The sequence below is a fragment of the Actinomycetospora lutea genome, assembly GCF_028737205.1.
Classification (GTDB): domain Bacteria; phylum Actinomycetota; class Actinomycetes; order Mycobacteriales; family Pseudonocardiaceae; genus Actinomycetospora; species Actinomycetospora lutea.
In genome coordinates, this window is sequence record NZ_JAQZAL010000007.1 from 37,972 (window position 1) to 63,266 (window position 25,295).

Below are 25,295 nucleotides of genomic sequence, written 5' to 3' on the forward strand. Positions count from 1 at the left end.
CTGTCCCGGAACCGGGTCAGTGATCGTTCCGCCGTCGTCGGAGGCCGGACGGGACGTCCCATCATGGGACAGGCCCGTGTGTCCCACGCCACTAGCGTCGGTCCTCGGCGTCCCGGGGAGCGGCCGGGGCATCGGCGGCGAACGACGGGAGCGCACGATGAAGGCACTGGTGTACCACGGCCCCGGCAACAAGGCCTGGGAGGACGTCCCCGACGCGACGGTGCAGGAGCCCACCGACGTCGTCGTGAAGGTCGAGACGACCACCATCTGCGGCACCGACCTGCACATCCTGCAGGGCGACGTCGCCGCGGTCACCGACGGGCGCATCCTCGGGCACGAGGCGGTCGGCACCATCACCGCGGTCGGCGACGCCGTGCGCGGGTTCTCGGTCGGCGACCGGGTCCTCGTCCCGGCGATCACGAAGTGCGGGCGGTGCGAGTACTGCCAGCGCGGGATGCCGTCGCACTGCCAGACGGTCGGCGGCATCGGCTGGATCTTCGGCCACCTCATCGACGGCACCCAGGCCGAGCTCGTACGGGTGCCCTACGCCGACACCTCGCTCTACGCCGTCCCGCAGGGCGTCAGCGACGAGCAGGCGATCTTCCTCGCCGACTCGCTGCCCACCGGTTACGAGGTCGGCGTGCTGGCCGGCCGCGTGCGCCCCGGCGACACGGTCGCCGTCGTGGGCGCCGGTGCGGTCGGCCTGTCCGCGGTGCTCACCACCGGGCTGTGGGGCGCGTCCAAGGTGATCGCCGTCGACTCGAACAAGTTCCGCCTGGAGAAGGCGGTGGAGTTCGGCGCGACCGACGCGGTCGAGGTCGGGCCGGGCACGGTCGGCGACGTCGTCGCGCTCACCGACGGGCTCGGCGTCGACGTGGCCATCGAGGCGGTCGGCTACCCCGAGACCCTCCTGACGGCGGCCTCGCTGGTCCGCCCGGGCGGCACGATCGCCAACATCGGGGTCCACGGCACGCCGGTCGAGCTGCCGATGCAGGACATGTGGATCTCGAACGTCACGCTGACGATGGGCCTCGTCGACACCGTCTCGATCCCCACCCTGCTGAAGATGGTCGCCTCGGGCCGCATCCCGGCCGAGAAGATGGGCACGCACACGTTCACGTTCGACCAGATGAACGAGGCCTACGACGTCTTCGCGAACGCGGCGGCGAACCTCGCGCTCAAGGTCGTCATCACGCCCTGATCAGGCCACCAGGACGACGGCCCGCACGGTCACCGGCACGGTGGCCGGGCGGGCCGCAGGCGTGCGCGGCGCCGGGGATCATGTCTGCCCCCTCGCGGACGTCTCGCAGGGGACGTCGAGGCTGCTCGTCAACGGATCTCCGCGGACATTCGTCCACCGTGTGGCGGGTCGCTGCGGCGACTACTGCCCGTCGACGAGGTGCCGCCCGAAGGAGCCGTGGACGAGACGGGCCGCGCGGGCGTAGCGGGCGAGGTCCACGACGTCCTGGTGCGCGATCCACACCGAGAGGTCGACGATCTCGTTCTCGCCCGTGGGGTCGGGGTCGTCGTGGTCGGGCACGGGGCGCTCCTCGCTCGTCGGGACCGCTACCGGCGAGCCGTCGGGCATCCGGACGCGATCCCGGAGGCTGGAGCCGGCGCGGGGAATCGAACCCCGGACCTTTCGCTTACAAGGGCCACGCAACTCGTCTAGAGAAGTACGAGCCGCCAAGCTGGGCCGGGTTCCCGGTCTGATCGCGTCCCGCTGGTCCGCCTCGGATCGCCTGCCGCTGCTACACGGCTGCTACACGGCGCCCGCCGCACGGAACGGCCTCGGGGTCTCTCCCTCGGCGGCGCGGGGTCGCCTCGGACAGGTCGATCGTGCCGGGGCAAGGGCCACCTCGTCCACACCGCCGAACTGCTCGCTGAACCTGGCCCTTGCGGCGGTGCGAGCGGGCTGCCAGACCCCGGAAGCGCCGACGAGGGCGAGACCCCGTCCCGACCACCACCGCACTCCCGACCCGCGGGGCGCTCCGGCCCCCTCTCCTGAGGTCGGTGCCCTGGTCCAGGGCGGAGCGCCTGGTCGCCGAAGGCTCACACCTCCCGCCCGCTGATCCCGTCCGTCGCCGTCTCGCCGGTCTGACCGCCAGGGCCGCGAGACGGCCTTCTGACGCGCCCACCGCAAGACCCCGCCGGGTCCTGTGGCGATGCCGCGCGTCCGCATCCGGTCACACGCTCCGCGAGACGGCCTCTCCGAGAGGCCTCGCCGTGTCCCCCTCCCCCACCTCGAGAACCCGGTTCCGCTCGTCTTCGGCGTCGTCGCCGGCTCGGTCGTCGCGGCGGTCGCTGCCTGCCCTGCCTGATCCGTGGCGCACTTACACGCCAGCGCCCGCCTCCTCGCTGTCGTCGTGGGCGGCCGGGGTAGGAGTGGCCGGCACGCCGCAGCGGGTCGAAGACAGGAGCGACCGGCGTAAGCCGGTCGCGACGGACCCGGCCGCCGCCCCGGCGCCAGCCGAGGGCCGGCCGCTTGGGCTTGTTCTATGTGCCATATCGGGCCGCGGGCCCCGCGACCACGCCGACACCGGGCCTGACGATCTCGACGAGACGTCGGTCCCGGACTCGGTGGCGGGGCTGTGGACCCCGGCGTTCCCCTCCCCCGAGCTCGTCGACGCGGCGGCCGCGATGCTGCCTGCGGTCCGCGAGGAGCCCGGGACCCTTGCGGAAGGGCCGCGGTGGGAGCTGACCGTCGGACCGGGCGTGTTCGCGGTCGCTTGCCGGGACTGGGCGCGCCGGGAGCGCACGGCCGAGCGGGCGCGGGCCGCGCACGTGAAGGACATCGACGCTGCGGTGGCCACGCACATTGCCACCGGGGAGTGGCCCGAGCCGCCGACCCCGCGCACGGCGATCACCTCGTGGTCGCGCAAGAGCAGGGCGAGCATGGTGCGCCGGCTCTGCGAGCTGGACTACACCCCGCTCTACGCCTCGGGCCGGCTGCCGGCGATGGTGACGCTGACCTACCCCGGGGACTGGCTCACCGTCGTGCCCACCGGCGCGGACCTGAAGCGGCACCTCAAGGCGCTGCGGAAGCGCTACTTCCGCGCGTGGGGTGAGGAGTGGGCGTGCGTGTGGAAGCTGGAGTTCCAGCGCCGGGGCGCCCCGCATGTGCACATGCTCTGCACCCCGCCGCACGGCCGCGCGAGGACCACGGGCGAGACCTTCGCGGTGTGGCTGTCGGCGGCGTGGGCCGACGTCGTCGACCATCCGGACCCCGAGCAGCGCGGCCGCCACGAGCGCGCCGGCACTGCCTTGGACTACGCCGAGGGCTTGCGCGCGACCGACCCACGCCGGGTCGCGGCCTACTTCACCAAGCACGGGCTGATGGCCTCGAAGGAGTACCAGCACCACGTCCCACCCGAGTGGTCCGAACCCGGCACCGGGCCCGGTCGCTTCTGGGGCGTCTGGACCCTCCAACGCGCCGTCCACACCGTCCACGTCTCCCCCGAAGACGGCATCCGCGCCGGTCGCATCGCCCGCCGCTGGGCCAAGGCGCAGCGCCGGGCGCAGCAGAGATGGAGGCCCCGCGTCGCCCAGGCCACCGGGCGCGTCCGCCACCGGCGATCTCGGTCGCGCGTCCGCCTCATGACCAACGGCAACCGCGGATGGGTTGCCGTCAGCCACGGCCCCGCGTTTGTCAAGGCAATGTTCCACGCCGACAGCGCCGAGCGAAAGGGTCCGTAACAGCACGTACACGTGCAACGATGCGTCGAGGGCGGTGCTGTAGATCCACGGGGGGCTAGTTGTCGATCGACGGGTACCTGACTACGCCCGCCCTCGAAGACGCTGGCGCACGTACGGCGGACTTGTTCGACTGGCAGGCGGCCGCGGCCGCGGTGGACGCACTGGCGCAACTCGCGGGCCAGCAGACGGACCCTGCGCCAACGCTCATGATGTCGGCCAGGTCGATCATATGTGAGCATCACGAGGACTATGCCTGCGTTGCGGACGACAACGTCGAGCTTGTTTCCGTGAAGCATCGCGAAAACTCGCAGGGCGCCTGGACATGGACGGCGCTTATCGTCGATGGCGGTCTGGCGCATCTTTTCGCGAGATGGCGTGCATTCGGAGAGAAATTCTCGTGCAGGATCGTGACCAACGCAGGCCTCAAGTCTGGCGATGCAGCGTCCCTGCATAAAGCTTGCGAATGCCTACGGCACGGAATGGATGACGACGAAAGTGAAGCTGAGACAGGCCTGTGCGTCCAAAGAGTCTGTATCTTGTTTCTCAGGAACGCTGAACTCGCCAACTTGCCGGACGAGTGGCGGATCATCCCTACGTCAAAGATTCGAAATGACACGACCCCACACCCCCAGCTGCACGCGTCGGTCGAGGCCTTCCTGGCACTCCTAGTAGTCGACTGCTCGCGACCTCACCGCGACGATATCGCGCACGTTGCTCCGAGCAAGTACGTTGAACCAGTTCTTGCGCTCTTGTCGCTCGACAACCTCTCGCCTCGAGCGGGATGGACAGTGGTGTTGGACCTGTTCAGGGCTCGGATGAAATCTAGGGGGCCCACGCGCCTCGGTGACCTTGACCGAGTTCTCTCGATCGCGATGCACGAATCACCTGGTCGTGCCCAGGCGAGGGAGCTTCGAAGACGCCGGGTGAGTATTGCGGACGTCGAAGAGGCCCTGAGGCACGCGGCAAGCAATCCAGGCGCTTACGAAGCCCCCAATGAACGGACCGCACTAACGACGCTTGCGATAAAGCTTATAAAGGGTGGGTGCTCGGTCACGACCGTGCGAGTGGCCGAGGACCTTGCGGGGAATTGGAGGGCACTGAGACGCGTACGCACCGCCGATGTACCCGGTGCGAGCGCGAAATTCTCAATAGCAGAACATAGGCTTCGCACTATCGCGAGCGTAGCGGCCGACGACGCCATGGGCGAAGCTCAAGATGGCAACGGCTACGGGCGCGCCATGTGGCGATTGCTCACACAGCGAATTAGAGCGACCGACTTTGCATTGCTAGAAATTGATCCAGAAGACGATGGCGCCGTGCTCGGTGGAGTCTGTGATCTCGCCAGTAGGTGCGTTGTCTGGTTCGGTCCCGAGTTCAACATCCCTCAGGCGCGGGCTGAACTTGCAGAGATGAACCGAGCAGGGAGTGAGCCCGCGTGAGCAGCCCTGCAGACTTCGACGAGGAATCCGCAGCCGCACGTATAGCGCAGAATGATATGCGTTACCATCAGGCGCGAATATTGCTCTTGCTCGACTCCGTCTGCAAGGCCGAAGGAACTGGGAAGAAACTCGATGGGCTGACGAAGTTGGCAAAGCTTGACTTTCTCGTGAGGTATCCTGCAATGGCTCAGCGAGTTATTCCCGCCAGCTCAAGCGACGAACGCTTAGAGCCGAGCGACGACGAACGGCGTGAAACAGAGTCTCCCATGATTCGATACAAGTATGGCCCGTGGGATGACAGGTATTACCCAATCATTGGGGCTCTCGTCGGGTGTGGTTTGGCCGCCTACAGCAAGGGGCGGGCCGGAAGCGTAGCGCTTCGAATGACAGCCCAAGGACGTCGATTTGCTAGCGAACTGCGAGAAAGCCAAGCGTGGTCTGACATTGCCCTGCGATGCGATGCTGTCGCAGAGCACGTCGGAAGCTGGAACGGGAACCGCCTCAAGGAAGCTGTTTATCAAAATCTTCCGGAAGTTGTCGCGCTTCGACAGCGATAGGTGATCCGGTGAGCGCTCGATTTAGGATCGATCGAATACGAGTGGACACCGACGGGGGCCCAGTCGAGTACTCCTTTGACGGCCCGCTCACGGTACTATCTGGACCTGTAGGTACGGGCAAGAGCACTCTGCTTGAGCTAGTGAAGTACGCATTGGGCGGAAACGCCCGTACGACCCCGGTGGTCGACGCACACGTTATGTCTGTGTCACTTGACGTCACCCTTGGGCGCTCGAGCTTGACCCTCCAGCGCCCTGTGGCTTCGTCCAGCTTCAACGATCGGCATGGCTTCGTCACCGTTACTGACCGGACTTCCCGTGGACGCGTAGGCGAGTACTCCGCAGAGCCGGCACAAGAAAACTCGATCAGCGCATTTCTCCTGGAGGCTCTACAACTGCCGACAGATGCCCGAGCCTCCGCTCAGTCGAGAAGCACCAAGACGCCTCCTCGCATCACTTTCAACGACATCTACCCCTACCTATACGTTGATCAGCCCGAGATCGATCGCAGCATCGTTCATCACAGCGATTCGTACAGAGCACCCAAGCGACGCACGGCCTTTGAGCTACTCTTCGGGATCAGCGATGTCAACTTGCTCAAGCTCCGTGCCGATGCACAGGTCGCGGCTCAAGAGTTCGACAAAGCAAGAGCAGATGAAGTACGTATCCGCAAATTCCTGGGCGACGTCCAAACGGCAAGCCGCGAGCAAGCCGTATTAGAGCAGGAGCGTGTGACGCTGGAGTTGCAGCGGAGCCGTGCAACTTTGCAGAGATTGCGAGAGGAAGCAGACCCGGACGACTCTAGAGTTGATGTTGCGCGAGACCTCTTGTCCGAATCTCGGGAACGCTTGGAAATCGAGCGCAGACGCCTCCAGGAGATCGACCGCGATCTAGAAGAGCGGCGAGGCGTTCTTGCGAGCGTACGCCAAGAGGAACGCCGGCTCAACAGAATGTGGGACGCTAGCCGAAGACTGGCAGCGATCGAGTTTGTAGTCTGTCCGCGATGCAACCAGTCGCTCAAAGGACGAGCTCATATCCCTCATGATTCATGCCCGTTATGCCTGCAAACCGACACCGTACAGCCGATGGACGACGACGCGTCGGAGGCCGACACGTACGAACTCCGTCAGCTCGAGAATCAGGCCGAGGAAATTCAGGCACTCCTTGCGGCCTCGACTTCCGAACGGATGGACGTAGAGGCGCACATCGGGAAGCTGACCGATAATATCGCCACCTTGGCAGATGAAGTTGATGCGCGCACACGAGACCTCGTGAGTCCGCGCCTGCAGGCCTTCGCTGACGCATCCGCGAGGGCAGCAGAAGCCGAGACGAGAATTGAAGCCCTAGAGGAGAGTCTTCGACTTTGGGACGCTGTCGAAGATCTCTCCCGCGCGACGAAGACTGCAAAGCAATCAATGGATGATCTGAATTCCCGAATCGCAGAGCAGAGTCGCGCACTCGAGGCGTCTCGCCAGGAGTTCTTTGCAGATATCAGCGAAACGTATCAGCGCACGGTTTCTGCCTTAGGGATCCCTAGCGTAACGAGAGCCCATATATCGTCCCGAAACTACTTGCCCGTCGTCGACGACATTCCCTTCGACGAAGTCAGTACGGGCGGCATCCGGACGGCCCTCATCGTCGCCTACTGGGTGACATTGCTCGCGACGGCCGCAAGAGATACGAGCTTAGATCACCCGCGGCTGCTTATAATTGATAGTCCGCGCAAGTCGATCGGAGCGGACGAAGACCTCGCCGAGAATCTGTACCGTCAGCTAGACATTCTCGCCCAGACTTACAAGTCCACTGTACAGATCATTGTCGCCGACAATAAGCTCCCCAGTCGACACGCGAAACGCTGGCAAGAGATTTTCTTCGACTACGAGACCAATCCCGTTCTATACGCAGTGCCACACCCCGGACCGTCAAAGGTCAGAACCCTGGAGGGCGAGCAGGCTGATGAAGTGGAAGACACCTAGCGAACAACGGGAAAACGAGTACGGGCTCAGAGTAGAGAGAGCCCATCGTGTGAACGAACGGCCACCTCTTGGCTGAACGCATCGTCCACTCTGACTGCATACGCTTCATCCATCAGCATTCGCAGTTCCGCTTTGGACACCCACCTCGCTTGACGACTCTCTAAAGTGGCCCGCTCGATTCCCACGAGAGGCCGACAACGGAACACGAGTGCAACAACACCTTTCCGCATGTTCTTGTAGACCCCTGAAAGGCGGAGGACCTCAACACGGACACCGGTCTCCTCGAGGACCTCACGCTCCACGCCGGCCTCAGGGCGCTCGCCCAATTCCAGAACACCGCCGGGCGGCTCCCAGTGCCCGTTGTCGCGGCGCTGGATGACGAGGACGCGGTCCTGGTCGTCGACGACGATGCCGGCGACGCTGACCGAGTGCTTGGGCGTGTCCGCCACTGTCGCCTCCTGACGTTCGTCACCGTTCGGTAGCGTTCAGCACCGATCGTAGACGTCCAGTCGTCTGGAGGAGTCGTGCAGCTCGGGGTCATCGACCGCGCCGACGACCGGCCGCCGTACCGGCAGATCGCCGACCACCTCCGAGCCGCCATCGATCGTGGGGACCTCGTGGCCGGCGACAAGCTGCCCAGCGAGGCCGAGCTCATCGAGCACTACGGCGTCGCCCGCATGACCGTGCGCCAGGCGGTCCAGGAGCTGCGCAACGAGGGCCGCGTGGTCGCCGAGCACGGCCGCGGCACGTTCGTCCGCCAGCCAGTTCAGGTGCGCCGCCTCGCCTCGGAGCGCTTCGCCCGGCGCCACCGCGAGGCCGGGCTCGCGGCGTTCAGCGTCGAGGCCCAGAAGACCGGCTTCACGCCCAACGTCGACCAGCTGGAGGTGTCGACCGGCCCGGCCACGCCCGAGATTCGCGACCGGCTGCGGCTGGGCGACGACGAGGAGGTCGTGGTCCGTTCGCGGCGCTACCTCGCCGACGGGCAACCGGTCGAGACGGCGGTCTCCTACCTCCCGGCGTCGGTCGCCGCCGGCTCGCGCATCGTCGAGGCCGACACCGGCCCCGGCGGCATCTACGCGCGCCTGGAGGACATGGGCTTCGAGCTGGACCACTTCACCGAGGAAATCTCCGCCCGGATGCCGTCCGCCGAGGAACGGCGCCGACTCCAGCTCACCGACGGCGTGCCCGTGGTCGTGCTCGTGCGCACCGCCTACGACACGACTGGTCGACCGCTGGAGGTCTGCGACACCCTCAAGGCCGCGCCCGCCTACGTACTGGAGTACGAGGTCCCAGCGCGCTGACCTGTGCGGACAACAGCCACATAACTTCTCGCGTAAGTCCCCTAGACGACTAAGTGACTGCTGCTAGTCTCAAGACGTCTAGAGGAGTTCGTGCGAGGAGAACCAGTGATCCAGAACTACGTCATCGACCAGGCCGCCACCTTCGAGTGGCTGATGTTCCTGTCGTCCGGGCCCAAGACGGCGTTCGGCGACAACTACCGCCAGGAGACGACCAAGGACGGGCTGCCCAAGTGGCAGCTCCAGTTCGCGGCGTGCTTCCGGCAGTTCGGGCGCCCGACCAACGAGATCGTGACCGTCGGCATCGCCGCCGAGCGGGACCCGGGCGAGGACCTCGCCCCGGCCACCCCGGTGCAGCTCGTGGGCTTCGAGATCGGCGTCATGGATAAGAAGAACCGCGAGGGCCAGGCCATCGGCGCGCAGGTCTGGTACCGCGCCCAGGAGGTCCGGCCACTGTCCGCGACTGGCAACGGCGCCCGCAGCGCCAAGCAGGCGCCCCAGTCCGAAGAGGCGGCGTCATGACCTGGCAGACCGACGCGGCCTGCCGCGACACCAACCCCGAGCTGTTCTTCCCACCCTCCGAGGACGACACCAGCACCATCGTCGCCCGCCATCGGATCGCCGTCGCCCCGATCTGCGGGGTTTGTCCGGTCGCCACGGAGTGCCTGCGCTGGGCGCTGGACACCGGTCAGGACTACGGCCTGTGGGCCGCGACCACCCCCACCGACCGCCGCGCCATCCGCCGCGCCCGTCTGGCCGGAGTTCCCGACCCGGTCGCCGACGTCGAACCCATGTGCTCCGGCTGCGCGCTGCTGTTCCCCATGCCCGCCGTGGACGGCCAGCTCTGCGCCGCCTGCACCGAGAGGACCCTCTTATGACCGCCCTCGAGCACACCCGACGCCTCGAGCACCGCTCCGGGCGCACCCGCGGCCCCGGCGCCCACCGCCCCGGGCTATTCGCCCGGCTCCGCGGCGAGCGCGCCCGCCGCGACTACGAAGCCTCCGTCTTGGCGTTCGCCGCCTCCCTCAAGGCGGCGTTCCGCGAGGCCTGCACCGGCATCGCCCTCTGCCAGTACGTCCACGTCGCCGCCGGCGTCACGATCCGCACGCCTCGGGTCGGGGAAGTCCGCCTCGGCCCACCCACCTCGTTCACCGTCGAACTCATGGCCGGCCAGGAACCGGCCGACTTCACCAAGGGCGAGAACGGCGCCCGCCTCGCCCACACCCTCGGCGCCCACGCCCTGCGGGTCGAACCGATCGCCGGGCGCTGGGTGCGACTCCACCTGCTCGACGCCGACCCACTGCGCGACGGCTTCGGCCTCCCGCCGGTGACCGTGACCTCCGGTGCCGAGTCGGTGATCCTCGGCCGCACCGAGGACGCCACCACCCTCGGCCACGCCCTCACCGACCCTGCCCACCTCGCGGTGCAGGGCATGAACGGCTCCGGCAAGTCGGTGTTCACCTACGGGCTGCTCGCCCAGCTCGCCGCCGCCCCCGACGTCCTCGTGACCGGCTCGGACATCACCGGACTACTGCTGGGCCGCGCCTGGGACGACACCGCCCACCGCCCGCACCAAGTCGTCGGAACCGGCGACATCGCCGCCCACGCCGTCCTCCTGGAAGACCTGGTCGCCAAGATGGACCGCCGCCTGGAGACCATCCCGCCGCGCCGGGACAAGATCGACCCGACGGCGAGCGCTCCGACCGTCCTCGTCGTGCTGGAGGAGTTCCCCGGCCTGCTGCGGGCTGCCGACGGGCTACCGAAGCCCAAGCGCGGCGAGGGCATCCCGGTCGGCGAGCGCATCCGCACCGCCGTGCTGCGGCTGCTCTCCGAGGGCCGCAAGGCCGCGTTCCGGGTCCTGATGCTGGCCCAGCGCTTTGAGGCCACCGCCGTCGGCGGCGGCTACGCCCGCGACCAGTTCGCCCTCCGGCTGTCGTTCCGCGTCCCGGCGGACTCACTGGAGATGCTCCACGGCACCGACGCCCGGGCCCTCGGGCAGGAGCACGCCAACGCGGACCCCGGCGTCGCCTACCTCTCCGGGCTCGGCCGCGACTGCGAGCGCATCCGCGTGGCCTACCTCGGCGACTACAGCGAGTACTGCGACCGCATCGCCGCGCACGGACGGCGGGCCCACCGATGAACCTTATCGCCATCGTCATCATCACCGGCCTCGTCACCGCGCTCCTGATCAAGAGCCGCCGCGCCGCCCCGGCGCTCGTCTCCGGCGTCGTGACCCTCGTGCTGCTGTTCGCCGCCTTCCCCACCCTCGGGCCCGCCGTGTCCAGCAGCGCCGGCGAGTTCGCCCACCAGCTCGGCGCCGCGACCGACCGCGCCGCCGACGTCCCGCCGCAGGAGGTCCAGCGATGACCAACCTCCTGGCCCGCGACATTGAGCGCGCCGCCGACGCTGTCCGCAGCGCCAACCACGCGACCATGCGCGGCGTCCTCGACGGGCCCCAGTCGGCCGTCGTCGTCGGCAACCTCGTCGAGCTGGCCCGGCGCCTCCCCCAGGTCCTCGACTTCCTGGCGCGATCGCTGCGTCGCGCCGACCCCGTCGAGCACTACGACGACCGTGGCGCTGATGTCGCCTGGCTGCTCCAGCTCGCCGGAGCCGAGGTCGACGAGGCCCGCGCCGCGCTCGGCGGCGCCGCCGGCCACCTCACCCACGCCCACAACCACCTCGGCCACCTCGGCCGCCGGCTCTCGGAGGACTGACCCATGGACGCGCTGCTCTACACCGCCGAGGAAGCCGCCGAACTGCTCAAGATCAGCCGGTGCAAGGTCTACGACCTGCTACGCAACCACGACCTCCGCTCGGTCAAGATCGGCGGCTCGCGGCGCATCCCGCGCGGTGCGCTGGAGGAGTACGTCGCCCGCCTGCTCGACATGGAGCCCGCCTGATGGCCGGCGAGAAGCGGCCCCGGCGCGCCAACGGGGAGGGGTCGATCTACCAGCGCTCCAGCGACGGCAAGTGGGTCGGGAGCGCCTACGTCTACACCTCGACGGGGCAGATCAAGCGGCGGCCGGTGTACGGGTCGAGCTTCGATGAGGTCCGGGCCAAGCTCGACGAGCGCAAGGTCAACTCGGCCCACGGCATCCCGGTCCCGGACCGCTCCTACAGCGTCGCGCAGTGGTTCGAGCGCTGGCTGGTCACCGTCCGCGAGGAACGCCGGCCCACGACGTACGTCGGCTACGAGAACGCCGTCCGGCTCTACATCGTCCCGGGCCTGGGCCGGAAGGCACTCCCCCGGCTCACGGCGGCGCACGTCCGCGCGTTCATGGCCGGCGTCCGCGAACGGTGCCTGTGCTGTATGCACGGCCTTGACCTTCGCCGACCCGAGGAGGACCGCTGCTGCTCGGTCGGACGCTGCTGCGCGCGCCGGCCATCCCAGCGTCAGGTCCAGTACGTCCACGCCGTGCTCCGCAACGGCCTCGCGGCCGCCGAGCGCGAGGAGCTGGTGACGCGCAACGTCGCCAAGCTCGTCCGCGTCTCGGTCCCGCGCTACAAGGTCGGGAAGGGCCTCACGGTCGCGCAGGCGCACAAGCTGCTGCAGGCGGCCAAGGGCCGACGCCATTACGCGCTCTACGTCGTCGCGGCGACGCTCGGGTTGCGCCACGGCGAGCTGCTCGGGCTCCGCTGGCAGGACGTCGACTTCGAGCGCGCCACGGTGACGATCGCGCAGACCGTCCAGCGCGCAGCAGGTCGGCTCTACGTCGGCGAGGCCAAGACCGAGGCGTCCGAGGCGACCATCCCGCTGCCCAAGGTCACCCGGCGCGTCCTGGAGGAGCACCACGCCCGGCAGGACGAGGAGCGCGCGACGGCCGGCGACGCCTGGCAGGAACGCGGCCTCGTGTTCGCATCGACCGTCGGCACGCCCACCGAGCCCCGGAACCTCGGCCGCGACTTCGAGCGCGTGCGGGAGCTGGCCGGCATGCCCGACGTCCGCCTCCACGACCTGCGGCACACCGTCGTCAGCCTGCTGCTCGACCTCGGCACACCGCCGCACGTCGTCCAGGCCATCGCCCGCCACGCCCACATCGACGTGACCATGGCGATCTACGCCCACACGAACCTCGACGCGATGCGCCAGGCCCTCGACGCCATCGAGTGGAGAGAGCTGTGAGGGCGTTCCGGTGCCAGTGGACAGAAAGCTGTGGAGTCGCGGATTCGCTGACTACGCTGAGGCCTTCCAGTTGCGTGCGGAAGTATGGCGTTCATCGGGCTTCTGGTCGAGGGGGCGAGCACGGTGCTCAACTCGCTGGGACCGTTCGACTCGTGGGGGACTGTCGTTCCGCGGTCGGACGGGAGTGTTGGGTTCTTAGGGCGCCACGGTCTGTGCATGTGGCGTCTCCCCACGTCTCCATGGGACGACCAGCCAGCACCTCCGGTCGGGTCGTTCTACAACCTTCAAACCGGAGAGGTCGTCCTGCCCCGCGCGATGCGACTCGCGGCGGAGTTCCTCGGCGAACTGGATGCAACCGAGGTGGGCGAACTGCTGAACGAGCAGCTCGTGCCGCCGCGCGCACGCAGAGCTACCCACGACGTCGTTTCGCGGCTACACGAAGTTACGGGCTTGACCCCGCTTCAAGCGCAATGCTTCGTCGCCTCGTTCGTCTGGATCGTGGTCTTCCTTGCGCTGAGCCTCGGCGCATTGGAGTACCCCGACCTAGCGGAACAGATGAACGATCTTCTTGGTCTGAATGCCTTTACTCTCGCCAGCGCGGCGGGCGCCTTCGCAGGCTTCGCAGTGCGGGCCGCCACCGAGCGGAAGCCCCCGGCCCCACCAGGTGGCGACTGACTGCCGTTGCTACACGCGTTGCTACATCGCGATCATGGTCCGGGCGGTGCACCCGGTCTGACCTGGAGCCGGCGCGGGGAATCGAACCCCGGACCTTTCGCTTACAAGGCGAGCGCTCTGCCGATTGAGCTACGCCGGCACGGACGCCCATGGTACGAGGGTCCGCCGGCGCCCGAGACCCCGCCCACAGGTGCGGGCACGTAGCCTCGCCGGTCGGCACGGTGGACGGGCGGGGGCCGCCGCCGGACCCGTCGAGGTGGGACGTGGCGCACGCCCCCGTCCGGCAACCACGATCGACTCCCGCGCGTCTGGGCAGGTGGCCGTGATGAAGTTTCCCGGGATGCCCGGTCCGCGGTCCGAGCATCCCGATGAGCAGGGAGAGGAAGGTCCGCCCGTGGGGGTGGCCCAGCGAGCCCGCGGCTCGCTCCGTCGACAGTTCCCCGTGGACGACATCCGTCGTGCCGCCGTGGACGCGCCCACCGTGCGCGACAACCTCCTGCCGGCGATCACCGGCCCGGAGGTCGCCGACGACACGCTGGTGCTGCGCGTGCTCGACCTCGCGCTGCGCATCGGCGAGGTGCAGATGGCCTCCGGCGCCGGGGCGGCGGTCGCGCACGACACGATGCTCGCGATCGCGAGCGCGTACGGCCTGCCCGCCTGCGACGTCGACATCGCGTTCTCGACGATCACCATGTGCTGTCACCGCGGCAACGAGGCCGGCCCGGTGACCACCATGCGCAACGTCCGCTACCGGACCCAGGACTACACCCGGCTCACCGAGGTCGACGACATCATCGGCGCGATCGTCGACCGCGAGGAGCCGATGCGCGTCGAGGACGCCATCACCCGCCTGGGCAACGCGGTGCGCGCACCGCACCCGTACCCGCGGTTCGTGGCCGGCATCGCCCGGTCGCTGTTCGCGGGCGCGGTCGCGTTCCTGCTCGGCGGCGGGCTCTTCGTCGCCGTCCTGGCGGCGGTCGCCACCGGGGTCATCTGGGGCATCGCCCGCTGGTTGGGGCGGCGCCGGGTGCCGATGTTCTTCCAGCAGATCGTCGGCGCGGCCATCGTGACGCTGTCCGCGACGAGCTTCGCCGCGTCCGGGACGCTCGAGGACTCCCCCGCCTTCGTCATCGCGGCCGGCATCGTCGTGCTGCTCTCGGGCCTGTCGCTGGTCGGCCTGGTGCAGGACGCCATCTCCGGCTTCCCCCTCACGGCCGCCGGGCGCGCCGTCGAGGTCGTGCTCGCCTCGGCGGGGCTGCTCGTCGGCGTCGTCGTCAGCATCAAGCTCGTCGGCGCGGTGCTGGGCACCGACGCCGGCGCCTACGCGGCCGTGGTGCCCCCGAGCCCGGCGCCGTCGCTGCACCCGATCTCGCTGCTCGCCGCCGCGGCGGCCGGCATGCTGTTCGCCCTGTCGGCCTACTCTCCGTGGCGCTCGCTGCCGTTCGCGGCGCTCGCCGGGGCCGTGGCGTGGGGCGGGTACGCGCTGCTCGGCATCCTGGGCGCCGGCGAGGTCGTCGCCGCGGCCCTCGCGGCGGCCGCGCTCGGCCTCGTCGCGATGATCCTGCCCCGGATGCTGGGTACACCCCCGCTGGTGCTGGTGATCGCCGGGATCACGCCGCTCCTGCCCGGCCTCACGATGTACCGCGGGTTCTCCCAGCTCGCGTACGGCAGTGTTGCGGTGGGTGCGGTGACGATCCTGCTGGCCCTGACCTTCGGACTCGCTCTCGCGGCCGGGGTCTCGGTCGGGGAGCAGGTCGGCTGGCCCCTGCAGCGGCTCGCCCGCCGTCTGCTGCCCGGAGTCTCCGCGGAGGACAGAGAACGTGACGCACGCCGAGGACGCCCGCGGGTCTTCTGACCTGCTGGTGGTGGCCAACCGGTTGCCCTTCGACCTCCACGCCGACGGCGAGTGGCACCACAGCCCGGGCGGCCTGGTGACCGCCCTGGAGCCGACCCTGCGCGCCCGCGGCGGCGCGTGGGTCGGCTGGCCCGGCCTGCAGGACGCCGAGCCGGAGCCGTTCGACGAGGACGGGCTGTCGATCCGGCCGGTCCCGATCAGCGCCGACGAGGTCGCCGCCTACTACGAGGGCTTCGCCAACGCGACGCTCTGGCCGCTCTACCACGACGTCGTCGCGACCCCGCACTTCGACCGCTCCTGGTGGGAGGCCTACCGGCGCGTCAACGAGCGCTTCGCTGACGCCGCGGCGGGCGCGGCGGCCGACGGGGCGACCGTGTGGGTGCAGGACTACCAGCTCCAGCTCGTCCCGCGCCTGCTCCGCGAGCGCCGGCCGGACCTGCGGATCGGCTTCTTCCTGCACATCCCGTTCCCGCCGGTCGAGCTGTTCGCCCAGCTCCCCTGGCGCCGGGAACTGGTCGAGGGCCTGCTCGGGGCGGACGTCGTCGGGTTCCAGACCGCCGGGGGTGCCGAGAACTTCCGCCGCGTGACGACCCGCCTGACCGACGCGAGCGCCGACGACGTGCCCATCACCGTCGGCGGCCGCCCGGGACACGTGACGGCGCCGGACGGGCGCACGATCACCATCGGGGCCCACCCGATCTCCGTGGACGCCGCCGACCTGGAGGCCATCGCGCGCTCGGATGCTACCGTCGAGCGGGCGGAGGCGCTGCGCCACGAGCTCGGCGACCCCCGCACGGTGCTGCTCGGTGTCGACCGCCTCGACTACACCAAGGGCATCGACGTGCGCCTGCAGGCGTTCGCCGAGGTCCTGCGCGACCACCGTCTCGACCCGGCCGAGACCGTGCTGATCCAGGTCGCGACGCCGAGCCGCGAGCGCGTCGAGCACTACGCCGAGACGCGCGACGACATCGAGCTCACCGTCGGGCGGATCAACGGCGAGTACGCCTCGATCGGGCACACCGTCGTGCACTACGTGCACCAGGCGACCCCGCGCGAGGAGCTCGTCGCCTTCTTCCGCGCCGCCGACGTCATGCTCGTGACGCCCTACCGCGACGGGATGAACCTCGTCGCCAAGGAGTACGTCGCCAGCCGCCCGGACGGCGGCGGCGCGCTGGTGCTCTCCGAGTTCACGGGCGCGGCCGACGAGCTCGGCGAGGGCGCGTTCCTCGTCAACCCGCACGACCTCGACGCGGTCGCCGACGCGATCGTGGCGGCGGCCTCGCAAGACGCCGAGGAGGGCCGCCGGCGCATGGGCCGGATGCACGAGCAGGTGCTCGAGCACGACGTCGAGCGCTGGGCCGCCGGGTTCCTCGAGGCCCTGGGCGTCGCGACCTGACCTCAGGACCCGCGGGCCGGCCCCGACGTCGCCCGGGCGAGGAGCTCGGTGGGCAGCAGGAGGGTCCGCGAGCGCTGGCGGTCGCCGCGGTCGAGCAGGAGCTCGCCGGCGGCCCGGCCCTTGTCCAGGGTCGGCTGGCGGATCGTCGTCAGCTCCGCGCGCTCGGCGGCGGGCACGCCGTCGAACCCGGTCACGGTGAGCTCGTCGGGCACCGCCCGGCCGGCCTCGCGGGCGTGGCGCAGCGCGCCGAGCGCGAGGATGTCCGAGGTGCACACGAGCGCGGTGACGTCGTGCTGGGCGAGCAGCTGCTCGGCGGCCGAGGCGCCCGCCGACTCGCTGTGGTCGTAGCGCTCGACCACCGGCACCCGCGACCAGTCGACGCCGGCCTCCGCGAAGCCCTCGCGCAGCCCGGCGAGGCGGCGGCGCTGGACCTCGTAGCGGGCGCGCTGCTGGCGCTCGACGCTCGCGAAGCCGTCGTTGCGGTCGGTCGACAGGCGCATGCAGAGCACGCCCACGTCGCGGTGCCCGAGCCCGGCGAGGTGGCGGGCCATGTCGACCATGGCGGCGTGGTCGTCGATGCCGACGCGGTCGACGTCGGGGACCGCGGTCGGCTGGTCGCAGACGACGACGGGCACGGGGCGCTCGAGCACGGCGTGGAAGTTGTCGTCGTCGTCGGGCATCGAGTAGACGACGAAGCCGTCGACGCCCGCGCGTGCGACGGCGCCGGGGTCGTCGGCCTCCGGGCTCACCGGGACGAGCAGCAGGCCCGAGCCGTTGTCCTCGCAGGCCAGCGCGAGGCCCTCGAGGAACTGCACGGCCACCGGGTCGCGGAACGCGTAGGAGAGGGCCTCGGTGAGCAGCAGGCCGACCGCCCCGGCCTTGCGGGTGCGCAGCGACCGGGCGACCGGGTCGGGGCCGGGATAGCCGAGGCGCCGGGCGGTGTCCAGCACGCGGCGCCGCAACGCCGGCGACAGCTGGTCGGGGCGGTTGTAGGCGTTCGACACCGTCGTCCGGGACACGCCCAGTTCCGCCGCCAGCGAGGCCAGCGTGGCGGTACGCCGCGACCGGCGCCCCTCGAGTGCCTCACCCACTGTCCGAACGTATCGACTGTTTCGATCTAGGGCCACTCCGGGCGACCGATGGGCGTCCGTGTGCGCCCGGTGTGACCTGGTCGGGGGAACCCGTGGCTCCCACTCGCAATCGATAACCGTTATCGTTTGCGGTCGACAGGCCCCACCGCCACCGAGGAGCTGCACCGTGCCCGTTCGTCCCCGCGCCCGCCTCGCGTCCCTGGCGGCCGCCCTGCTCGGTGCGCTGCTGGTGCTGGTCGCCTGCGGGGGTGGCGGGCAGGCCGCCGCCCCGGCGCCGACCCCCGGGTCGCTCGCGCCGTCGGGGCGGACGCTGACGGTGGTGGCCACCACGAACGTCTGGGGATCGGTCGCGAGCGCGATCGCCGGCCCGGGCGTCGAGGTGCGGTCGATCATCCAGGACCCCACCGCCGACCCGCACTCGTACGAGAGCACCCCGACCGACGCGGCGGCGCTGACGAACGCCGACCTCATCGTGTTCAACGGCGGGCACTACGACGACTGGGTCGAGCAGGTCATCGACGGCGACCCGGGCCTGCGCGAGCGCTCCATCGAGGCCTTCGCGCTGCGCGGCGACCAGGCGCAGGAGAACGAGCACGTCTGGTTCGACCCGACCGCGGTCAAGGGCGTCGTCAACCAGGTCGCCGACCGCCTCGCCGGCGTCGAGCCCGCCCAGGCCGCCGCGCTGCGCGAGCGCGCGAGCGCGTTCTCCGGCCGTGTCGACGAGGAGGCCGCCCGCCTCGCCGCCGTCGGCCAGGCCCGCCCGGGGGCGCGCGTGCTGGCCACCGAGCCGATCGCGCACTACCTGCTCGCCACCGCGGGCGTCGCCGACGCCACCCCGCCCCCGTTCAGCGAGGCGATCGAGAACGAGACCGACCCGCCGGCCGCCACCCTCGCGGAGACGAACCAGCTCGTCGCGAGCCGCGGGGTGGACGCGCTGGTGTTCAACCCGCAGACCGAGACCCCGATCACCACCCAGCTGCGCGACACCGCCACGGGGGCCGGCGTGCCGGTGGTGAACGTGACCGAGACACTGCCCGCCGGGCAGGACTACCTGACCTGGCTCGACGCGACCCGCGCCGAGCTCGCCCGGGCCCTGGGCGCCCCTGCCTGAGACGTGGCCGCGTGACCTACCGGAGAATCGTGTCGTGACCCCGTCCATCCGCCTGTCCGGCGCGGAGGTCCGCCGCGGCGGCCGCACGCTGTGGACGGGTCTCGACCTGGACGTCGCCCCCGGCGAGTTCGTCGCCGTGCTCGGCCCGAACGGCTCGGGCAAGACGACGCTGCTCACCGTCCTGCTCGGGCTGCTGCCGCTCGCGGCGGGGACCTGCGAGGTCTCCGGGAGCCCGCCGCGGCGGGGCAGCGCCGACGTCGGGTACGTGCCGCAGCAGACGAGCGTCGACCCGCTGACCCCGCTGCGGGGCCGCGACCTCGTCGGGCTGGGTCTCGACGGCCACCGGTTCGGCCTGCCGTTCCGCGGCCGGGCCGAGCGCACGCGCCGGGTCCACGAGGCGTTGCTGCAGGTCGACGCCCTGGAGCTCGCCGACGCCCCCGTCGGCGCGCTCTCGGGCGGCGAGCAGCAGCGCCTCCGGATCGCGCAGGCGCTCGTCGGCGACCCCGGCCTGCTGCTCGCCGACGAGCCGCTGCACTCGCTCGACCTCGCCCGCCAGCGCACCGTCGTCGAGCTCCTCGAGCGCCGCCGCCGCGACCACGGCACGGCGATCGTGTTCGTGACCCACGAGCTCAACCCGGTCCTGCCCGTCACCGACCGGGTGCTCTACCTGGTCGACGGGCAGTTCCGGATCGGGACGCCGGACGAGGTGATGACCTCGGAGACGCTCTCGGAGCTCTACCGCACCGACGTCGACGTCGTGCGGGTCCGCGACCGGATCGTCGTCGTCGGCGCCGAGGACCGCCTCGTGCACACCGGGGGCGGGCCGTAGATGTCGACGCTCGACCTGCTCTCGCTCGACTTCGTCCGCAACGCGCTCGTCGCGGGCGTCGTGCTGGCGCTGCTCGCCGGCCTGCTCGGCCCCATCGTCGTCGGGCGCGGCATGGCCTTCTCGGTGCACGGCACCGCCGAGCTCGCGTTCGCGGGCGGCGCGGGCGCCCTGCTCGTCTTCGGCACCGACGCGATCGGGTGGGGCGCGCTCGTGGGCGCCGTGCTCGTCGCGCTGCTGTTCGGGGCGCTCGGGCGGGCCCAACGCGAGCGCGACTCCGTGATCGGCGTGCTCCTGTCGTTCGGCCTCGGTCTCGGCGTGCTGTTCCAGTCGCTGTACACGGGGCGGTCGGCGAACAAGTTCGGCCTGCTCGTGGGCCAGATCGTCGGGGTGGACGTCGGCGACGTGCTGACGCTGAGCGCCGTCGGCGTCGTGGTGCTGATCGTGTTCGCCGTGGTGCGCCGGCCGTTGCTGTTCGCGAGCCTCGACCCCGACATGGCGGCCGCCCGCGGCGTGCCGGTGCGCGTGCTCTCGATCCTGTTCGCCGTGCTGCTGGGCGTCACCGTCGCGCTGGGCGTCCAGATCGTCGGCGCGCTGCTGGTGCTCTGCCTGCTCATCACCCCGGCCGCGGCCGCCGCGCAGGTCACGGCGTCGCCGACGCTGGCCTCGGTGCTCGCGGTGGTGTTCGCCGAGGTCGCGGTGATCGGCGGGATCGTGGCCTCCCTCGACGCCGGGCTGCCGATCAGCCCGTTCGTCGCCTCGATCGCGTTCGTGATCTACCTGGTCTGCCGGGCGCTCGGCGCGCTGCGGACGCGGCGCCGCGCGACGCGCACCGCGCTCGCCACCGGGTGAGCTGGTCCGATCGGGCGAACCCCCGACGCTAGAGTCCGCCCATGTCCCGAGCCCCCCGCGCGACCGGCGCCGAGGACCGCGGCCTGCGGCTCGTCACCCGCCTCGCGCTCGGCCTGGTCGTCGTCACCCCGAACATCCTCGGCGCGGGGGTGGTCCTGGTGGTCGCCGCGTGGGTGCTCCCGCTCGGCGAGCTCGTCCAGGACGACCCCGCCGCGCTGGCGCGCAACCTCATCGCCTTCGGCGCCTACCTGCTGGCCGCGGTCCTGGTGGGCAGCATCTGGGGGCACGTCCGGATGCGCGTCCCGCCGCCCCCGCCGCGCGACGACGAGGGCGCCGTGCGTCGCCGTCGCAGGCGGCTGCGGCGGGTGATCCTGCGCGGACCGCTGCGGCTCGCCACCGTGCAGACGGCGCTGTGGGCCGCGGCCGTCGTCGTGTTCGTGCTGATCAACGTCTTCTCGAGTCCCCGCCTGGGGCTGTCGGTGGGCATCACGGTGGCGCTCGGCGGGGTCGCGACGGTCGCCGTGACCTACCGCCTGGTCGAACGGGTGCTGCGCGGTGACGTCGCGCGCGTGCTGAACGACCGCCCGCCGCAGGGACGCCTGCTGCCCGGGGTGGTCCTGCGCGCGGTCGGGTCGTGGGCGCTCGGCACCGCCGTCCCGCTGGTCGGGGTGCTGCTGGCCGCCCTGGCCGCGCTCGTGTTCGGCGGCTACACCACCGACCGGCTGGCGATCGTCGTGCTCGTGCTCGGCGGGGTCGCGCTGGTGGTGGGCCTGCTGGTCACGGTGCTCACCGCGAACTCCACGGCGGCCCCGGTGCTGGCGCTGCGCCGGGCCCAGCGCCGCGTCGAGGACGGCGACTACGACGCCGAGGTCCCCGTCTTCGACACCACCGAGCTGGGCGTGCTGCAGGCCGGCTTCAACACCATGGTCGGCGGGCTGCGCGAGCGCGAGCGGGTCCGCGACCTGTTCGGGCGCCACGTCGGCGAGGACGTCGCCCGGACCGCGCTCGAGAACGAGGTCGAGCTCGGCGGCGAGGTCCGCGAGGTCGCCGTGCTGTTCGTCGACCTCGTCGGCTCCACCCGCCTCGCCGCGACCCGCCCGCCGCACGAGGTCGTCGATGCCCTGAACGCGTTCTTCGCCGTCGTCATCGACGTCGTCGAGCAGAATCACGGCTGGATCAACAAGTTCGAGGGCGACGCGGCGCTCGCGGTGTTCGGCGCGCCGATCGAGCTCGAGGACGCCGCCGGCTGCGCGCTGCGCGCCGGGCGCGAGCTGTCACGCCGGATCGCGGAGGAGCTCGACGACATCTCCGCGGGCATCGGGATCTCGGCGGGCGAGGCGGTGGCGGGCAACGTCGGCGACACCCGCCGCTACGAGTACACGGTGATCGGCGACCCGGTGAACGAGGCCGCCCGCCTCACCGAGGCCGCCAAGGAGATCGACGGCTGCGTCCTCGCGTCCGGGGCGGCGCTCGACCGCGCGGGCGGCGAGGCGCAGCGCTGGCGCGTGATCGAGTCGCGCGTCCTGCGCGGCCGCGACGCCGAGACCGACCTCGCCGTGCCGGAAGACCACGCGGGCGCCTGCGTGGACGAGGGCCCGAGCGCCGAGGACTCCGGAGCGCGCCGGGATTCCGAGGCGCACCGGGATTCTGAGCGAAGGGCCCCTTCGCTCGGATAGACGGGTGAGGGGCACCCTTCGCCGGATTGCGCTCGAGGGCTCTCGGAGATCAAGAGCACGTGGTCCTCGCCGACGCGCCGGCCGAGGGCGATGGTGTGCCCCTGATCTCCGCGAGGCGGCAGCCGCGGCCGGACCCGCGCCGGTGTCCGGTGATCAGGAGCGCGGCAAGCACCCCGAACCGCTCCGGGCGGCGCACTCCGCACCCCTGATCTCCGCCGACCCACCCGCACGTCGAGCGGGCGGGGAACTCGCGCGCCTGAGAGGCAGCGAACGGCGCGTTCGCTGCGTCGGGCCGGCGTCAGGCCCGGCGCCGCCGGGCGACCTCCGCGAGCGCGACGCCCGCCGCGACCGAGGCGTTGAGCGATTCCACGTCGCCCGCCATCGGGATCGAGACGACACCCGTGCAGGTCTCGCGCACGAGGCGCGACAGGCCCTTGCCCTCCGAGCCGACGACGAGCACGAGCGGCCCGCGCGCGGCGTCGGGGCCGGCGACGTCGTCGAGGTGGTCGATGTCGGCGCTCGCCTCGCCGTCCAGACCGACGGTCACGAGGCCCTCGTCGAGCCACGCCGACAGCGTGCGGCTGAGGTTCGTGGCGCGCCCGACGGGCAGGCGCGCGGCGGCGCCCGCCGAGGTCCGCCACGCCACCGGCGTCACGCCGACCGAGCGGCGCAGCGGCAGCAGCACCCCGTGCGCACCGAACGCCGCGGCCGAGCGCAGCACGGCGCCGAGGTTGCGGGGGTCCTGCACGCCGTCCAGCGCCACGAGCAGCGGCTCGACCCGGGCCAGGTGGGCCCGCTGGCGCGCCTCCTCGAGCAGGTCGTCGGGGTGCAGGTACTCGAACGCCGGCACGGCCAGCGCGAGGCCCTGGTGCACGGCGCCGTCGGCCATCCTGTCCACGTCGCCGCGCGGCACCTCGAGCACCGAGATGCCCCGCTCGGAGGCCATCTTGATCGACTCGCGGACCCGGTCGTCGACCTCGATGTTCTGCGCGACGTAGAGCGCGGTCGCGGGGCTGTGCGCCCGCAGGCTCTCGACCACCGGGTTGCGCCCCAGCACGGTCTGCGGGCCGTCGGGGTCCTCGCGACGCCCCGGGGCCCGGCGGGCCGTCCCGCGGTCGTCGGCCGCGGGCTTGCGGGGGGCCGACGGGGTCGCCCCGCCCGACCGGTACGCCTTGTGGTTCGGGCGCTTCTCGGCGGGCGGGGTCGGTCCCTTGCCCTCGAGGCTCCTGCGGCCCTTGCCGCCCGAGCCCTTGGTGGGGCCCTTCTTGGAGCCCGGGTTGCGACGGGCCCCGGGGCGCCGCGAGTTGCCGGCCATCGCGCTACGCACCGTCCTTGAGCGTCCAGGTGGGGCCGTCGGCGGTGTCCTCGACCACGACGCCGGCGGCGGTCAGTTCGTCGCGCAGGGCGTCCGCGCGCGCGAAGTCGCGCTCGGCGCGGGCGCGCGTGCGCTGCTCGAGCAGCGCGTCCACCAGCGAGCCGAGGGCCTGCCGCGCGGCGTCGCCCGAGCTGCCGGCCCCCGCGCTCTCGGCCCACACGACGGGGTCGAGACCGAGGACACCGGTCATCGCGCGCACCGCGCCCGCGAGCGCCAGGGCCTCGGCGCGCTCGCCCGCGTCGAGGGCGGCGTTGCCGCGGCGCACCGACTCGTGCACCTCGGCGAGCGCGGCGGGTGTCGCGATGTCGTCGTCCATCGCGGCGGTGAACGCCTCGCTCACCCGGCCGACCTCGACCGCGCCGACCCGCTCGTGCACGCGGTGCACGAACGTCTCGATGCGGTGGTACGCCGCGGCGGCCTCGGCGAGCGCCTCCTCGGAGAACTCGAGCGTCGAGCGGTAGTGCGGCGCGACGAGGTAGTAGCGCAGCTCCACCGGGCGCACCCGCTGGAGCACCGCGGGGATCGTCAGCGTGTTGCCCAGCGACTTCGACATCTTCGCGCCGGACATCGTCACCCAGGCGTTGTGCATCCAGTACTCGGCGAACCCGTCGCCCGCGGCGCGCGACTGGGCGAGCTCGTTCTCGTGGTGCGGGAAGACGAGGTCGAGCCCGCCGCCGTGGATGTCGAAGCGCGGCCCCAGGTAGCGGGTGGCCATCGCCGAGCACTCCAGGTGCCAGCCGGGGCGGCCGCGCCCCCACGGCGTCGGCCAGCTCGGCTCGCCGGGCTTGGCGCCCTTCCAGAGCGTGAAGTCGCGGGGGTCGCGCTTGCCGCGGGGGTCGCTGCCCTCGCCCTGCTCCATCTCCTCGACCCGCTGCCCGGAGAGCTCGCCGTACGACGGCCACGTGCCGACCGCGAAGTAGACGTCGCCGTCGACCGCGTAGGCGTGCCCGCGCTCGATCAGCCGCTCGATGAGCTCGACCATCTCGGTGACGTGGCCGGTCGCGCGCGGCTCCACCGACGGCGGGAGGCAGCCCAGCGCGTCGTAGGCGGCCGCGAACGCGCGCTCGTGGGTCGCCGCCCACTCCCACCACGGCCGGCCCGCGGCGTCGGCCTTGGTGAGGATCTTGTCGTCGATGTCGGTGACGTTGCGGACGAGCAGCACGTCGTAGCCCGAGTGGGCGAGCCAGCGGCGCAGCACGTCGAAGTCGAGACCCGACCGCACGTGGCCGACGTGGGGCACGCCCTGCACGGTGGCGCCGCACACGTAGATCGACGCCGTGCCGGCGTGCTGCGGGCGGAACTCCCGCAGCGCGCGTCGTGCGGTGTCGTACAGGTGCAGGCTCACCGTCCGG

The 25,295-nt window shown here is 71.1% G+C and carries 25 protein-coding genes and 1 tRNA gene; 20 read left to right on the forward strand and 6 right to left on the reverse strand.

Annotated features, from left to right (window positions below; genetic code table 11):
* Positions 1-157 precede the first annotated feature (157 nt).
* Entirely contained in the window at positions 158-1,201 is a 1,044-nt protein-coding gene (locus tag PHK61_RS09630) for an alcohol dehydrogenase catalytic domain-containing protein (RefSeq protein ID WP_274280748.1), read from the forward strand.
* Between the two features lie 180 nt (positions 1,202-1,381).
* Here the strand turns inward: PHK61_RS09630 and PHK61_RS09635 are convergent, their stop codons facing one another.
* The gene (locus PHK61_RS09635) at positions 1,382-1,540 is read right to left on the reverse strand and encodes a hypothetical protein (RefSeq protein WP_274280749.1); all 159 of its coding nucleotides are present in this window, start codon (positions 1,538-1,540) and stop codon (positions 1,382-1,384) included.
* Positions 1,541-2,580: 1,040 nt separating this feature from the next.
* Here PHK61_RS09635 and PHK61_RS09640 point away from each other — a divergent pair.
* The 4 genes from PHK61_RS09640 to PHK61_RS09655 are packed head-to-tail and all read left to right on the forward strand — an operon-like array spanning position 2,581 to position 7,665.
* Positions 2,581-3,696, forward strand: a complete 1,116-nt coding sequence (locus tag PHK61_RS09640) for a rolling circle replication-associated protein (protein ID WP_274280750.1) — start codon at positions 2,581-2,583, stop codon at positions 3,694-3,696.
* Between the two features lie 59 nt (positions 3,697-3,755).
* Entirely contained in the window at positions 3,756-5,135 is a 1,380-nt protein-coding gene (locus PHK61_RS09645) for a hypothetical protein (protein ID WP_274280751.1), read from the forward strand.
* Positions 5,132-5,692: a hypothetical protein gene (locus PHK61_RS09650; protein ID WP_274280917.1), complete on the forward strand. Its 561-nt coding sequence runs from the start codon at positions 5,132-5,134 to the stop codon at positions 5,690-5,692. The genes PHK61_RS09645 and PHK61_RS09650 overlap by 4 nt, the downstream gene beginning before the upstream one ends.
* On the forward strand, positions 5,590-7,665 hold the full coding sequence (locus PHK61_RS09655) for an AAA family ATPase (protein WP_274280752.1): 2,076 nt from the start codon (positions 5,590-5,592) through the stop codon (positions 7,663-7,665). Before PHK61_RS09650 ends, PHK61_RS09655 begins: the two co-directional genes overlap by 103 nt.
* A gap of 26 nt (positions 7,666-7,691) precedes the next feature.
* Here PHK61_RS09655 and PHK61_RS09660 read toward each other — a convergent pair whose 3' ends face one another.
* The gene (locus PHK61_RS09660) at positions 7,692-8,114 is read right to left on the reverse strand and encodes an NUDIX hydrolase (RefSeq protein WP_274280753.1); all 423 of its coding nucleotides are present in this window, start codon (positions 8,112-8,114) and stop codon (positions 7,692-7,694) included.
* Between the two features lie 75 nt (positions 8,115-8,189).
* On the opposite strand from PHK61_RS09660, the gene PHK61_RS09665 reads away from it, so the two are divergent.
* From PHK61_RS09665 to PHK61_RS09705, 9 genes are all read left to right on the forward strand, one after another.
* Complete coding sequence (locus PHK61_RS09665; protein WP_274280754.1) at positions 8,190-8,966, forward strand: GntR family transcriptional regulator; 777 nt, start codon at positions 8,190-8,192, stop codon at positions 8,964-8,966.
* A 105-nt stretch (positions 8,967-9,071) separates the two neighbouring features.
* On the forward strand, positions 9,072-9,485 hold the full coding sequence (locus tag PHK61_RS09670) for a hypothetical protein (RefSeq protein ID WP_274280755.1): 414 nt from the start codon (positions 9,072-9,074) through the stop codon (positions 9,483-9,485).
* Positions 9,482-9,841, forward strand: coding sequence for a WhiB family transcriptional regulator (locus PHK61_RS09675; protein WP_274280756.1), 360 nt, complete (start codon positions 9,482-9,484; stop codon positions 9,839-9,841). Before PHK61_RS09670 ends, PHK61_RS09675 begins: the two co-directional genes overlap by 4 nt.
* Positions 9,838-11,103, forward strand: coding sequence for a hypothetical protein (locus PHK61_RS09680; protein WP_274280757.1), 1,266 nt, complete (start codon positions 9,838-9,840; stop codon positions 11,101-11,103). The genes PHK61_RS09675 and PHK61_RS09680 overlap by 4 nt, the downstream gene beginning before the upstream one ends.
* Positions 11,100-11,330 carry a hypothetical protein gene (locus tag PHK61_RS09685; RefSeq protein WP_274280758.1) on the forward strand — a complete coding sequence of 77 codons (231 nt, stop codon included), beginning with the start codon at positions 11,100-11,102 and terminating at the stop codon, positions 11,328-11,330. Before PHK61_RS09680 ends, PHK61_RS09685 begins: the two co-directional genes overlap by 4 nt.
* Positions 11,327-11,677 (forward strand): hypothetical protein, encoded by a 351-nt coding sequence (locus tag PHK61_RS09690; protein ID WP_274280759.1) that lies wholly within the window; start codon positions 11,327-11,329, stop codon positions 11,675-11,677. The genes PHK61_RS09685 and PHK61_RS09690 overlap by 4 nt, the downstream gene beginning before the upstream one ends.
* A gap of 3 nt (positions 11,678-11,680) precedes the next feature.
* Entirely contained in the window at positions 11,681-11,863 is a 183-nt protein-coding gene (locus PHK61_RS09695) for a helix-turn-helix domain-containing protein (RefSeq protein WP_274280760.1), read from the forward strand.
* Positions 11,863-13,086, forward strand: coding sequence for a tyrosine-type recombinase/integrase (locus tag PHK61_RS09700; RefSeq protein ID WP_274280761.1), 1,224 nt, complete (start codon positions 11,863-11,865; stop codon positions 13,084-13,086). Before PHK61_RS09695 ends, PHK61_RS09700 begins: the two co-directional genes overlap by 1 nt.
* Positions 13,087-13,302: 216 nt before the next feature.
* Complete coding sequence (locus PHK61_RS09705; RefSeq protein WP_274280762.1) at positions 13,303-13,761, forward strand: hypothetical protein; 459 nt, start codon at positions 13,303-13,305, stop codon at positions 13,759-13,761.
* A 63-nt stretch (positions 13,762-13,824) separates the two neighbouring features.
* Here the strand turns inward: PHK61_RS09705 and PHK61_RS09710 are convergent.
* Positions 13,825-13,900, reverse strand: a tRNA-Thr gene (locus PHK61_RS09710).
* A gap of 303 nt (positions 13,901-14,203) precedes the next feature.
* On the opposite strand from PHK61_RS09710, the gene PHK61_RS09715 reads away from it, so the two are divergent.
* Positions 14,204-15,616, forward strand: coding sequence for a threonine/serine exporter family protein (locus tag PHK61_RS09715; RefSeq protein WP_274280763.1), 1,413 nt, complete (start codon positions 14,204-14,206; stop codon positions 15,614-15,616).
* On the forward strand, positions 15,582-17,012 hold the full coding sequence (locus PHK61_RS09720) for an alpha,alpha-trehalose-phosphate synthase (UDP-forming) (RefSeq protein ID WP_274280764.1): 1,431 nt from the start codon (positions 15,582-15,584) through the stop codon (positions 17,010-17,012). Before PHK61_RS09715 ends, PHK61_RS09720 begins: the two co-directional genes overlap by 35 nt.
* A gap of 2 nt (positions 17,013-17,014) precedes the next feature.
* Here PHK61_RS09720 and PHK61_RS09725 read toward each other — a convergent pair whose 3' ends face one another.
* Positions 17,015-18,103 (reverse strand): LacI family DNA-binding transcriptional regulator, encoded by a 1,089-nt coding sequence (locus tag PHK61_RS09725; RefSeq protein WP_274280765.1) that lies wholly within the window; start codon positions 18,101-18,103, stop codon positions 17,015-17,017.
* A 166-nt stretch (positions 18,104-18,269) separates the two neighbouring features.
* On the opposite strand from PHK61_RS09725, the gene PHK61_RS09730 reads away from it, so the two are divergent.
* The 4 genes from PHK61_RS09730 to PHK61_RS09745 are packed head-to-tail and all read left to right on the forward strand — an operon-like array spanning position 18,270 to position 22,568.
* Positions 18,270-19,214, forward strand: coding sequence for a metal ABC transporter solute-binding protein, Zn/Mn family (locus tag PHK61_RS09730; protein ID WP_274280766.1), 945 nt, complete (start codon positions 18,270-18,272; stop codon positions 19,212-19,214).
* A gap of 34 nt (positions 19,215-19,248) precedes the next feature.
* The gene (locus PHK61_RS09735) at positions 19,249-20,043 is read left to right on the forward strand and encodes a metal ABC transporter ATP-binding protein (RefSeq protein WP_274280767.1); all 795 of its coding nucleotides are present in this window, start codon (positions 19,249-19,251) and stop codon (positions 20,041-20,043) included.
* Positions 20,044-20,892, forward strand: a complete 849-nt coding sequence (locus tag PHK61_RS09740; RefSeq protein WP_274280768.1) for a metal ABC transporter permease — start codon at positions 20,044-20,046, stop codon at positions 20,890-20,892.
* 41 nt (positions 20,893-20,933) lie between these two features.
* On the forward strand, positions 20,934-22,568 hold the full coding sequence (locus tag PHK61_RS09745; protein WP_274280769.1) for an adenylate/guanylate cyclase domain-containing protein: 1,635 nt from the start codon (positions 20,934-20,936) through the stop codon (positions 22,566-22,568).
* Between the two features lie 298 nt (positions 22,569-22,866).
* Here PHK61_RS09745 and rlmB read toward each other — a convergent pair whose 3' ends face one another.
* Positions 22,867-23,883 (reverse strand): 23S rRNA (guanosine(2251)-2'-O)-methyltransferase RlmB, encoded by a 1,017-nt coding sequence (gene rlmB, locus PHK61_RS09750; protein WP_274280909.1) that lies wholly within the window; start codon positions 23,881-23,883, stop codon positions 22,867-22,869.
* A 4-nt stretch (positions 23,884-23,887) separates the two neighbouring features.
* The gene (cysS, locus tag PHK61_RS09755) at positions 23,888-25,288 is read right to left on the reverse strand and encodes a cysteine--tRNA ligase (protein WP_274280770.1); all 1,401 of its coding nucleotides are present in this window, start codon (positions 25,286-25,288) and stop codon (positions 23,888-23,890) included.
* Between the last annotated feature and the right edge of the window lie 7 nt (positions 25,289-25,295).